General features: G+C 41.2%; 12 protein-coding genes and 1 pseudogene. 3 read left to right on the top strand and 10 right to left on the bottom strand.

The window, feature by feature from the left end:
* From ABCM67_RS12035 to ABCM67_RS12000, 8 genes and pseudogenes are all read right to left on the bottom strand, one after another.
* Positions 1-1,245 (bottom strand): MATE family efflux transporter (locus ABCM67_RS12035; protein WP_342992888.1); only part of this gene is annotated, 1,245 nt, incomplete at its 3' end.
* Between the two features lie 148 nt (positions 1,246-1,393).
* A complete protein-coding gene (locus tag ABCM67_RS12030) occupies positions 1,394-4,024 on the bottom strand; it encodes an ATP-dependent RecD-like DNA helicase (protein ID WP_342992887.1) in 2,631 nt (876 codons plus the stop codon).
* A 122-nt stretch (positions 4,025-4,146) separates the two neighbouring features.
* Entirely contained in the window at positions 4,147-4,839 is a 693-nt protein-coding gene (locus ABCM67_RS12025; protein WP_114002500.1) for an MBL fold metallo-hydrolase, read from the bottom strand.
* Positions 4,840-5,097: 258 nt separating this feature from the next.
* Positions 5,098-5,766, bottom strand: coding sequence for a deoxyribose-phosphate aldolase (deoC, locus tag ABCM67_RS12020; RefSeq protein WP_092071010.1), 669 nt, complete (start codon positions 5,764-5,766; stop codon positions 5,098-5,100).
* A gap of 12 nt (positions 5,767-5,778) precedes the next feature.
* The gene (locus ABCM67_RS12015; RefSeq protein WP_256163866.1) at positions 5,779-6,969 is read right to left on the bottom strand and encodes a phosphopentomutase; all 1,191 of its coding nucleotides are present in this window, start codon (positions 6,967-6,969) and stop codon (positions 5,779-5,781) included.
* Between the two features lie 37 nt (positions 6,970-7,006).
* Positions 7,007-7,819, bottom strand: coding sequence for a purine-nucleoside phosphorylase (locus ABCM67_RS12010; protein ID WP_022427082.1), 813 nt, complete (start codon positions 7,817-7,819; stop codon positions 7,007-7,009).
* Between the two features lie 160 nt (positions 7,820-7,979).
* Positions 7,980-8,405 carry a GNAT family N-acetyltransferase gene (locus ABCM67_RS12005; protein WP_173723471.1) on the bottom strand — a complete coding sequence of 142 codons (426 nt, stop codon included), beginning with the start codon at positions 8,403-8,405 and terminating at the stop codon, positions 7,980-7,982.
* 233 nt (positions 8,406-8,638) lie between these two features.
* Positions 8,639-8,755: pseudogene (locus ABCM67_RS12000) on the bottom strand (8-oxo-dGTP diphosphatase MutT); the annotation flags it as partial.
* A 445-nt stretch (positions 8,756-9,200) separates the two neighbouring features.
* Between ABCM67_RS12000 and ABCM67_RS11995 the strand changes: the two are divergent.
* The 3 genes from ABCM67_RS11995 (at position 9,201) to ABCM67_RS11985 (ending at position 10,519) form a co-directional block, all read left to right on the top strand.
* Positions 9,201-9,716 carry a helix-turn-helix transcriptional regulator gene (locus ABCM67_RS11995; protein ID WP_092071021.1) on the top strand — a complete coding sequence of 172 codons (516 nt, stop codon included), beginning with the start codon at positions 9,201-9,203 and terminating at the stop codon, positions 9,714-9,716.
* Positions 9,717-9,852: 136 nt separating this feature from the next.
* Positions 9,853-10,134 carry a nucleotidyltransferase domain-containing protein gene (locus tag ABCM67_RS11990; RefSeq protein WP_022426100.1) on the top strand — a complete coding sequence of 94 codons (282 nt, stop codon included), beginning with the start codon at positions 9,853-9,855 and terminating at the stop codon, positions 10,132-10,134.
* Complete coding sequence (locus tag ABCM67_RS11985; RefSeq protein WP_022426101.1) at positions 10,115-10,519, top strand: HI0074 family nucleotidyltransferase substrate-binding subunit; 405 nt, start codon at positions 10,115-10,117, stop codon at positions 10,517-10,519. Before ABCM67_RS11990 ends, ABCM67_RS11985 begins: the two co-directional genes overlap by 20 nt.
* Before the next feature lie 28 nt (positions 10,520-10,547).
* On the opposite strand, the gene ABCM67_RS11980 is transcribed toward ABCM67_RS11985, so the two are convergent.
* Both ABCM67_RS11980 and ABCM67_RS11975 read right to left on the bottom strand, forming a co-directional pair.
* On the bottom strand, positions 10,548-10,961 hold the full coding sequence (locus ABCM67_RS11980) for a hypothetical protein (RefSeq protein WP_059086564.1): 414 nt from the start codon (positions 10,959-10,961) through the stop codon (positions 10,548-10,550).
* A 15-nt stretch (positions 10,962-10,976) separates the two neighbouring features.
* On the bottom strand, positions 10,977-12,503 hold the full coding sequence (locus ABCM67_RS11975; protein WP_342992890.1) for a DNA methylase: 1,527 nt from the start codon (positions 12,501-12,503) through the stop codon (positions 10,977-10,979).
* Positions 12,504-12,508: the final 5 nt, after the last annotated feature.

Raw genomic sequence — 12,508 nt, 5'->3', positions numbered from 1 at the left:
GACAAATACAATGCCAAAACGCGGTGCACAGATCAAAGCAACAGACAGGCGGATCGCCAGGTTCACCATATTTGCAATGAGGAACGGGCGCATGATCCCAAGACCACGAAGAACCCCATCGGTTGCCATTTTGATTCCCATAAAGATGAAAAAGTAACCAAGCCATCTCATATAGCCCTCGGATACCTGATAGGCCAGGGCAGTTCCATCTTTACCAAGGAATAGCGAGGAAATCTGCGTGTGCAGTGTTTCAATGACTATAAAAGCAAGAACTGCAAAACATACATCTAACACCAGTGCAGCGTGATATCCTTTTTTGATCCGTTCAATTTTCTTTGCGCCAAGATTCTGGGAAACATATGGGGAAACCGCATTGCCAATGGATACAAAAATCAATGAAAAAACATTCTCTACCCGCATCGTCGCCGCATACCCCGCAAGTGCCTGTGTACCGAAGGGATTTACAACAGCCTGTACGATCATCATACCGATGGACACTGTAGACTGCTGAAGAACCGAAGGTACAGCAATTTGAAGCATGGAATGTAACTCCTGCCTGTCAAACCAGTCAAAGCGACTTTTATATCGACGCATCCGGCTAAGGAAAAGCAAAAGTGAAAACACCGCAGAAATTCCCTGTGCTATAAGAGTCGCAAGGGCTGCACCAAACACACCGAGACCAAGTCCGGCCACCATCCAGAGATCCATAAAAATATTTAAGATTGACGAAAATATCAGGAGCCCCAGCGGGATTTTTGATTCGCCTATGGAAGTAAACATATTGGAAAGAATGTTATACATAAACAGAAACGGAAATCCCACGAAATAGACCCGCAGATATAACACTGCATCATCCAGTATATCGCCAGGGGTTTGTAACACACTCATCATCCAGTGGGAAAAGCAAAATCCAAAAACCCCAAGGACTATACTTAGAATTAAAAAGCTAAACAAGGATGTTGACACGATGGTCTTCATTTTTCCATACTCCCTGGCACCGAAATAGCGGCTCACCAGCACACCGGCACCGACACCTGCCCCCAGTGCCACACAAATAAAAACATTGGTCAGCGCTGCACAGGCCCCGACAGCTGCAAGTGCGGAGGAACCAACAAATTGGCCGACGATGATAGAGTCAGCCATATTGTATATTTGCTGAAAAAAGCTGCCCAAAATCATTGGCATTGCAAAAACCGTCAGCGCTTTAAGAGGCGCATCTGTGATCAAATATTCATCTTTTGACATTATCCTATTCCTCCACAGGTTTCATAATTTCACTTATTGCTACACTGCCCGGCGTTATCAGCTGCAGCTGCAATACGATCTTATCACGTATTAAAGATATTAAAGGATTACGGCTATAGAAATCAGACCCCAAAGCCGAGACGTTCTCTCAATGAATTTCCCGACCGATCCATTCCATGATCACATTTACAACATATTCCTGCTCCGCTTCTGTCAATTCCCGTCCTTTCGGAATACAATGCCATTTTTCCAGACATCCCCTGCAACAGGTAGCTGTGGCATGCTGGGCTACAAAAACCGGATGCCCTCTCATCGGTGTCTGTTTTCCATCATTTGGTATTTCTGCCGGTGCAAGACGCTTTCTGATAAAATCACAGGCATGCTCACGTACTTTCTCCATTCCCTTTTCTGATACATAACTCCGATCGTTTGCCTTCAGGGAAAAACTGCTTCTGAACTTTGACTGCGACAGGCGTTTCCAAAGATTTCCCTCATAAACTGCCGGTGTCTCACATACCATAGAAGGCTGGATGCTGCCCTTATAGACGATCATCTTCTTACTGTCGCTTCCGTTCTCATTTGCGGTCTCGTCTACTGCTTCTTTCAAAAGCTGTGCCTTCACTTCCTGTGCTTCTTTGCTGTCCGGCTGCAGACGTCTTGCCAGACATGTATTTCTGCCAGTTGTCGTTTCATTTTTTATCGCATAATACACAGCTTTCTTCTCTCCGACAAGTACCAGGATCTTTTTCGCCCTGGTCACACCCGTATAAAGGAGATTTCTCTGCAGCATGACAAAATGGCTCATGGTAAATGGCATGACAACGATTGGATATTCGCTTCCCTGGGATTTGTGGATCGTCACTGCATAGGCAAGCGCCAGTTCGTCCAGCTCTGTCACATCATAAACTACTTCCCGTTCATCAAACAGAACTGTCAGTTCCCGTTCTTCCACGTCAACTTTTGTGATAGTCCCAATATCTCCGTTAAATACTTCCTTATCGTAATCATTCCGGATCTGCATCACCTTATCCTTCAGCCGGTACTGTGTGCCGCCTCTCCGCAGAAAGATCTTTGACGGATTCATGGCTTCCTGCAGCACCTGGTTCAGATTTACTGCCCCACATTCGCCTCTCTGCATCGGAGTCAGCACCTGAATATCCTGCAGTGGATCTACATGATAGTATCTCGGCAGGTTCGTCTTACAATATTGGACGATAGTATCCACCACTTCCTGATTACTCTCTTTGGTGGCAAAGAAAAAGTCGGCATCTTTCCCGCCTCTCATATCAATGCCTTCCCCTTTATTGATCCGGTGTGCATTCATGATGATCCGACTTCCCTGTGCCTGACGGAAAATCCGTGTCAGACGAACTACAGGAACACATCCGGAATCAATAATATCTCTGAGAACATTGCCCGCTCCGACACTTGGCAGCTGATCAATGTCGCCTACCAGAATCAGAGACATCTGCTGCGGCAATGCTTTTAAAAGATTATACATCAGCATAATATCGATCATGGAACATTCATCCAGTATCAGCACATCTCCTTCCAGCGGATGTTCTTCATTTTTCTGATAGCCTTCCGGAGGTTTATATTCCAATAATCGGTGAATCGTTTTTGCTTCCATTCCAGTTGCTTCTGACATTCTCTTTGCTGCTCTTCCAGTCGGTGCAGCAAGAATGATCTGACATCCAGCCTGCTTATATGCAGAAATAATTCCCAGAGTTGTTGTAGTCTTTCCGGTTCCAGGTCCACCGGTCAGCACCATGACCTTAGAGGAAACCGCTGTCTTTACCGCCTGCCACTGAATCTCGTCATAAGTAATTTCTGATGAAGCTGCTACTTTCTTCAATATTTCTTCCGTATCCTCAGATTTCTTCTTTCCACAGGACATCAACCGAAGCAGCCGCTTTGCACAGCCACTTTCTGAAAAATAATATGGGGGCAGATAGATTGCTTCCCGATCTTCTGCTTCATCTCTGATCACATCATTCGTGCGGATCATCTCATCCAAGGTGATCTCCAGCTCCGGTTCTTCCACTTCCAGAAGTTCCTTTGCCCTTCCAGTCAGCTGTTCTCTTGTTGTATAACAATGACCTGCTTCTGCCAGCTTATTCAATGTATAAAAAATACCACTGCGCAGACGGACAAATTTGCCTTTGTCAATCCCCATCTTCTGTGCAATGGAATCCGCTGTCTTAAATCCAATTCCCCAGATGTCATCTGCAAGCCGGTATGGGTTCTCCTTTACGATCGCAATGCTCTCACTTCCATACGTCTTGAAAATCTTTGTCGCATGAGAGGTGCTGACCTCATGACTCTGCAGAAAAAGCATGATATTCTTGATCTCTTTCTGCTCCTGCCAGCTTGTTTTGATCCGGTCTACACGTACTTTTCCTATACCTGATACTTTGAGCAGTTCATCTGGTGTCTCTTCAATAACATCCAGTGTATCCTTCCCGAATTTTTCCACAATTCTTTTTGCAAACTTTGGACCAACGCCCTTCACCAGACCGGAACCAAGATATTTTTCGATTCCATATACTGTAGCAGGAAGTGTCTCCTCAAATTTCTCCACCAAAAACTGCCGCCCATATTTGGCATCCATCTTCCACATACCTTCCAGAGACAGCACAGAACCAACATGGGTATCCGGCATCGTGCCAACTACTGTGACAAGATCACTGTAATTCTTCACCGCACATTTCAGAACCGTGTAGCCATTGTCGGCATTCTGATATGTAATTCTCTCAACTACACAACGTAAGTGCTCCATGCCCGTCTCCTTCTACTCATAATTCATTACAAATGACCACAGAATAAAATGCTCTGATCCATAAAAGATCACCAACATGCATCCGCTTTACGGCAGAATCTCAAGCCAGTAGCCATCTGGGTCTACGATGAAATTTCTTCTCCTTTTGTACATTCTGTGTTTCTAATGCGTGACTTATATTGCGGATATTCAGTAATAAACCGCTTAATTACATTGGCATCATTCCAGTAATGCATTGGAAAAATGACATTGCAATCTACATTTTTAAGGAAATACAGGATCCCGTCAGCATAGTGATCTCCCTGTCTCGGATCCAAGGGAACAAATGCAGCGTCAAAATGCATACCCTTGATTTTCCTGATCGCCGCGCGATATGCTGAAGTAAGTCTCTGGTTATCAGCTTTCGACCCACCATCCCAATACCAGTCGTTTAAATCACCGGCATGATAAATGGTACCTTCCTTTGTTTTGACAATAAATGCGACACCACTATCGTTAGATAGCAATGTATCAACTTTGGTTTCATTATCCAAACTATAAGCTTGATCATGATAAACATATGTGATCTTCATATCCGACAAATGATTCCTTTTTCGTATATCATTCGCCAGGATTGCCTGATAAGTCATTCCCATATCATCAAGGATCCCAAAAATTTGTGGGTTAAAATGATCCTTATGGAAGTGACTGCAAAAAACGATCACTTCTTTCTCCTTGTCAAGATTCGGTAATTCACCCTTGTAATAATCAAAAATATAGTAGCAGTCTCTGGTCTCAACCAAAAATCCACTATGGTTAATGTAAGTAATTTTCATAATATCACCTGTATAAATTAACGCCGGTACCGGATAGCAAATCTTTCTTTGCCATGTTTATTTTTCCTTTTTCGAGCGTTTGTAAATTTCACGACAACAGCATTTCTAATACAGATTTTATCGTATTTTTTAGATTCCGTCCATCCTTTATCCACAGCTGGTAGAAAAATGTGAAATGATACTTTTACAAATTCTATTACTTGTTGTTAGTTCATAATTCATGTATAATCCTGTCTTTGACAGTCCTCTTTCACAGTGTTAATATCCTGCACCAGTGTCCGTATTTTTCAGGATCTTAATAAGACGGCTTGTTCCAAGACGCTCTGCGCCAAGACTGATAAATTTTTCTGCATCATCGAAGGATGAAATTCCACCTGCTGCCTTAACTTTTACATTTTTTCCAATATATTTCTTCATCAGCTCTACATCTGCAAAAGTTGCTCCCGCTGTAGAAAATCCGGTAGAAGTTTTGATAAATTCTGCTCCTGCATTTGTAACGATCTCACACATTTTAATTTTCTCTTCTTCTGTAAGAAGGCATGTCTCAATGATGACTTTGAGGATTCTTCCATCACAAGCTTCATGGATCGCACGAATCTCATTCTCTACTTCCTCATATTTTCCATCCTTTAAAAATCCGATGTTAATAACCATATCGATTTCTGAAGCACCATTTGCAATGGCGTCTTTCGTCTCAAATACCTTTACAGCAGTTGTATTATATCCGTTCGGGAAACCGATCACTGTACAAATCGGAAGTTTTCCCGCTACATATTCCGCTGCCTGTTTTACATAAGCAGCCGGAATACATGCAGATGCAGCCTCATATTTCATGGCATCATCCAGGATTCCTCGAATATCATCCCATGTTGCAGTCTGTCCAAGTAATGTGTGATCCACCTTTTTTAATATATCTTTTTTATCCATTTTACGTTCCTTTTACTTCAGTTCATCCAGAAGAGAACTTCCAATTGTTCCCTCCGGCATCTTAACTTCAAAATTATCTGCGATCGTTGCACCGATTACTGCAAAAGTATTCTGATCTTCCAGTTTTCCGTATCCCCCCATAGATGGAGAATAAGCAAAAAATGGTACTTTTTCTCTTGTGTGATCAGTTCCTGTATGTGTCGGATCATTTCCGTGGTCAGCTGTAATGATCAGAAGGTCATCCTCACGAAGCTCATTAAGAAGTTCACCAAGTTTTACATCAAATCTTTCAAGTTCCTCTGCGTATCCCTTTACATTGCGTCGATGTCCCCAAAGAGCATCGAAATCTACAAGATTTACAAAACAAAGCCCCTCAAACTCTCTTTTCGCAATGTCAATTGTCTGCTCCATTCCATGAACAGAGCTTTTTGACTTATTGGACTCTGTCAGTCCCTCGCCGTCAAAAATATCAAAAATCTTTCCAACGGAGATCACATCATAACCTGCATCCTTCAATGCATTAAGCGCAGTTTTTCCGTAAGGCTTCAGTGCATAATCATGGCGGTTGCTGGTACGTTTGAACTCACCTTTTTTCTTGCCAAGGTAAGGTCTTGCAATAACACGTCCGACTTTCCACTCATCCCTCATGGTGATATCACGGGCGATCTCACAGCAGCGATACAGTTCATCCAGTCCGAAAGTCTCCTCGTTTCCGCAGATCTGCAATACAGAATCAGCAGATGTGTAAACGATCATATGACCGGTAGCGATTTCTTCCTCAGCCAGTTCATCCAGGATCTCTGTTCCGCTGGAGCTCTTGTTTCCAATTACTTTATGTCCCGTTCTCTTCTCAAGCTCATCGATCAGCTCTTTTGGAAATCCGGTCTCTGTAAAAGTCTTAAACGGTTTTGTGATGTGAAGCCCCATCATTTCCCAGTGTCCTGTCATAGTATCTTTTCCGGTACTGGCTTCTTTTAAAAATGTATAATAACCCATTGGTCGCTCCACTGCTGCAACCTGTTTCAACGGATGAAGATTTGCAATTCCAAGCTTCTGAAGGTTTGGAATCGTAAATTCATCTACATTCTGGGAAATATGTCCCATAGTATCTGTTCCTTCATCCCCGTACTGGGCTGCGTCCGGCATTTCTCCTGCCCCAAAGGAGTCTATTACAATAGTAAATATTCTCTTATATTTCTTCATAATTTTTGTCTCCTTTCTGCTGTCTTACTTATGGATCTTACATATTTACAACAACTTTTGTTACTAATTCCTTGAAGGATTTCGCTACGCGGTCTGCTGTTTCCTGCACTTCTTTATGGTTAAGCTCTTTTTGGGAAATTCCTGCTGCCATATTTGTGATACAGGAAATTCCACAGATTTCCATTCCCATGTGTCGGGCAGCCATAGCTTCGCATGCGGTGCTCATTCCAACTGCATCTCCACCCCATCTCTGTGCAAGTCTTACTTCTGCAGGAGTCTCATAATTCGGTCCTGTAAACTGTACATAAACACCTTCCTGAAGTTTGATGTCACATTCTTTTGCACATTTGCGGATCACATCCTGAAGACGGCGGCTGTATACCTCACTCATATCCGGAAATCTGGTTCCCAGCTCATCCATGTTCGGTCCTATCAGAGGGCTTGGAACTCCCGTTGTAATGTGATCTGTGATCATCATGAAATCTCCCGGTTTATAGGAAGGATTAGCTCCTCCTGCAGCATTAGTGAGAAGGATTTTTTTCGCACCGAGCATTCCCATAAGACGCGTTGGAAGAACAACATCTGACATTGCGTATCCTTCATAATAATGAACACGTCCCTGCATGATTACAACCGGTGTTTTCTCCACATACCCAAACACAAAACGTCCCTTATGTCCTTTTACAGTAGAAACCGGAAATCCCTCGATGTCCGTATAGTCGATGGTCTGTTCAATCTGAATTCCATCTGCAAAATCTCCAAGTCCGGATCCAAGGATCAGTGCAACTTCTGGTTTGAAATCAATTTTCTTTCTTACGCTTTCCAGGCATGTCATTAATTTTTTATACATGATTACTTCTTCCTTTCTTTTGGGTGTTGTCATTATATTTATGCTTTTTTCATAAAGGCAATTCCTCTGCAATGGTCTTTCCAATGCCCTGCGCGCCTCCCGTCACAATCACTACCTTATTGTTAAACTCCATATAAAATCCTCCCCAAAAATCCGCTTTCTATTTCTGTTGCCACAACATTGTGTATTCTTTTTCACCAGTAGCATCATCGAATCCTTCGCATTGAATATCGAACCCTTCTCTTTGGTAAAAAGAGATGGCTCTGGCATTCTTCTGGTATACGTTTAATCGCAATCTAACTTTTTTATTCTTGATATACTCTAATAAAAGTTTACCTATACCACATGACTGCATTTCATCAGAAACAAAAATACCTTCCATGTATTCGTTACTTAATCCGACAAATCCCTGAATCATTTTATCATCTTCATACACATAGACTTCCGCTTGTAACATCATTTCTTTCACTAATTCATAATTACTTGTCCAATATTGCTCAGGAATAAAATAATGTGCTTTTAAATTGGTCTTTAACCATATGTCAGCAACTCTATCAATATCTATGTTCTGCATCTTTCTGATCATAACAAATATTCTCCACCAACTTTGATTTCTCTGTAACAACCAATCAGCTATATCGTGAATCTCAACCAGAACCACAACCAAAATCTAATATCCTTGAACCTACCGGAAGCATTTTAGTGAACCGCTCCTGTATAACCGTAAAATCTACCAAACGAGTCCCCTAGACAAACATATCCGCATTTTTATTATAATATTCTATTGTTTTGTCCAGGAAGTTTCTCCTCGATCTTAGCTTATTTCATGTACCTTCGGATTTTATCTATCAAAGTGACGTCTGCCGGTAACCAGGCAACACTATCTAACTGATCCCTTGTAAGCCATTTTGCCGCTTCTGCTTCCTTTAATTCAATTCATTGATCACATTCGCATCCATTAATGTAAATCTCCCTCTCGTTTCGTGGTGAGCAAAACAAAATACTCTACTTTATTATACCTTATGGGAGAGGGTTTGTCATTGAAATCTCCAGGAAGCAAGTGTGGCAAAGGCAGCCGAAAGTAACGATAGCAACAAAAAAAACAGTTCCGAACATACTGAGGTTAATCAGTGTATCTGAACCTGTCTTTTCTATGGTCTTTCCAATGAATAGCTGGGCTGGCTTTCCCTTGGAATGGATTATTTAATTGTAAAAAATTCCCGTGAAATGATTTATAAAATAGGTAATTTTACAAAGTCTATTACTTGTTGTTAATTCATAATTTATGTATAATAAAATTAATACAAGAAATACACGCTCAGCATGCGGCCTGGAACATAAATAATCTGCAAGTTTAGCGATATACGAGGAGGAAATTCTCATGGGTAAACAATCCACCAGGGAAAACAAAACAATTTACCAGCTTTGCCGAGAAGCGGCAGGACTTACAAGAGCAGAAGCCAGTGAAAGAATGGATGCTGTCTCTGATTCAAAAATTGAAAAATTTGAATACGAAACACAAGAACCTACGCCTTATGATATCCTCCAGATGGCAGATGCCTATAAAAGACCAGATCTTTGCAATTATTATTGCTCTCACAAATGCGAAATCGGCTATCGTTATGTTCCAGAAATAGAAATGACCGATCTGTCAAATATCATTTTGGAGACAATTGCCAGTTTAAATGAAATCAATCCTCTTACCGGTCGTCTGATCCAGATTGCCCGTGACGGTAAGATTAGCGATGATGAAATGAAAGATTTTGCTTATATCAGTAAAAAACTTGATGAAATTTCTTTAGCCATAGACTCTTTGAATCTTTGGGTAGATAAAACAGCTGGAGAACAAGGGCTCAATCTTGAACTCTTAAATGCCGAAAAAGAAAAATTAAAATAATCCATAACACCACAAAAGGATTACGACTATAGAATAACACCAACCGCAGTCAGTATCTTTAAGGTTGAATTAATCTATAGAAACTGCTATCATATTTTATCAGAATTTTCCAAGTAAAGGAGGACATGAGTGGATCATGAACGTAATGCCCATTTCCGAAATCATCGAAAAAGTAACCATGATTTGCAAAAAAAATAACGTAAAACGCCTTGATTTATTCGGTTCCTTCGCCACAGGCACTGCAACCCCCACCAGTGATATTGATTTTGTAGTATACGGCTGTGATAATCTAATGCAGTTAGAAGATGATCTTCAGAAGATTGAAACGCTAAGGAAAATTGATATTTTTGACTTTGACAGTATAAAAAATGAGTATTTATTGGAGGATATAAAAAAATATGGAAAACAAATTTATTAACCGCTATAACACTTTCTGTAAAAGTCTCTCCAATCTTGCAAAAAGCAAAACAGCCGACCCCAAGACCGATTTTGTTCTCGAAGGAACTGTTCTCAATTTCAGTCTTACTTTCGACATCTCCTGGAAAGTTATGAAAGATATTCTGATCAAAAAAATGGGAATTCTTGATTTTGCAGTTGGCTCTCCACGCGAAACTCTGCAGCAGGCATTTACCAATGGTATTATTGATGATGACACCTGGCTGCAAATGCTGAAATCCAGAAATCATTTGTCTCATGATTACGATGGTACTTTCGCCGCAGAGAAATTTCAGGACATTATAAATATTTATTATCCTCTTTTTGAAAAATTCAAAAACGATGTTGCGAAATACTATAAACAGTAAATCAACACCTGTGAAACATTTTTCACATTTACCACTCTTCACATTTAATATCACTTATCTGCTCGATTGGAATAACCGTTTGATCCGTCATAATGATGGTATGCTCGTATTCGTCTATCTTTTTTACAATACCAGAGCACGTAACATAGGAGCCGCCTGCTTTTTTTGCATCGGGAATAAAATAAGTTATCGATACTTTCTGTTCTATACCGATATTATTTCTGATTATATTGATTCTTTCATTCAGCTGAGCAATCGCTTCCTCGCTCAGTTCCAATCTTTCATCGGTCAATCTTGCCGTTTCCTTTATCGCAGCATCATGTCCGGTCAGGGCTGCAAAAGGAGCAAATTGCGCTGCCCGATCCCGAAGTGGCATTTGCGGATGATTCTTAGAGACCGGATGCGGTAAATTAATGATATCGTCATAAGAATTATTTTTCATCCTCTTTCAACTCCTTTACGCCTTATGACCGCCAATCTGTTCATTTCTGTCCCTGGCGGTTGCACCTTCCTGAAGATTCATCCCCTTCAGTACAGCGTTTTTTCCAAATTTCTTTTTGATACTGAGCATTGCTTCCTGCATACGTTTTTCGCGATCCAGCGCAGCCTCTTCCTCTTCCTGCTTTTTCCTTTGCGCCTCATAATCCGTAAAAAGATCCAGCTGCTCATATACTTCTTCTTTCTTGACAGAACTTTCATCCACAAGCCTGTTCGCTGTGATATTGATTCTTCTGACAAGCAGGTTTCTGTCAACGATCCTGTCATATAACTCTATTACTGCATCCGTTATCATCTTGGTTGAGGAAGTCTGCCGTTTCAGATTGGTCGTTCCATGTGCATGTTTCGGAATTCTTCTTCCATAACGATCTATGGTAACCTCTCCATGATACTGCTTTTTCCTGTCGGAATTGTTCAGATTCTCAATATCATAACCAACCGTCAACACGATCTGGTCCGTTACAAGCTTCTTATCCACCAAATCCAAAACCATCTGATCCGTCATCTCTTTGACGACTAATTTTGCTTTTTCAAAATCATAAGGGCAATGAAGTACCTGCCCGGAACAAACACTGTTCGTTTCCGGCTTATAAGCCTTGACCATTTCCATGGTACAGGGCTCATATCCCCAGGCATGGTCAATCAGCAGCTCTGCATTAACACCAAACAACCTATATAACAGGTCTTCATTATATAACTCATTTTCTTTTCCGATGGAACATCTGGCAATATCTCCCATTGTATAAAGCCCGTATTCTTCCAGCTTCTTTGCATATCCTTTTCCTACTCTCCAAAAATCAGTAAGTGGTCTGTGACCCCAGAGTTTCCTTCGGTATGACATTTCATCCAGTTTTGCAATTCGTACACCATCTTTATCTGCTTTAATGTGCTTCGCCACGATATCCATCGCAATCTTACACAGATACATATTCGTTCCGATTCCAGCAGTTGCCGTTATACCTGTCGTTTTCAGCACATCCTGTATCATGGTCATTGCAAGTTCTCTTGCTGTCATATTATAAGTATGCAGATAATCCGTTACATCCATAAATACTTCGTCGATCGAATACGGGAAAATATCTTCCGGCGCAATATATTTCAGATAAATACTGTAAATTCTGGTGCTGTATTCCAGATAGAGAGCCATCCGGGGAGGAGCAACAATATAATCAATCTCCAGTTCCGGATTGGTATCTAATTCTGTGCTGTCATCAGAGGCTCCGATAAAAGTTCTGTTCGGCACTTTCCACCTGCGGGCGCTGTTGGCTTCTTTTACTTTTTGAACAACTTCAAATAAACGAGCCCTTCCTGGTATCCCATAACACTTTAATGCTGGCGATACCGCAAGACAGATCGTTTTTTCTGTTCTACTTTTATCCGCAACCACAAGATTGGTCGTCAAAGGATCGCGATTTCGTTCTTTACATTCCACAGACGCATAGAATGACTTAAGATCGATTGCAATATAGGTTCTTTTCTTTTCCATCATTC

Source organism: Blautia sp. 2227st1_G12_2227SCRN_220401 (assembly GCF_039062885.1).
GTDB classification, from domain to species: domain Bacteria; phylum Bacillota; class Clostridia; order Lachnospirales; family Lachnospiraceae; genus Blautia_A; species Blautia_A fusiformis.
This window is presented reverse-complemented; position numbering and strand designations above follow the sequence as displayed.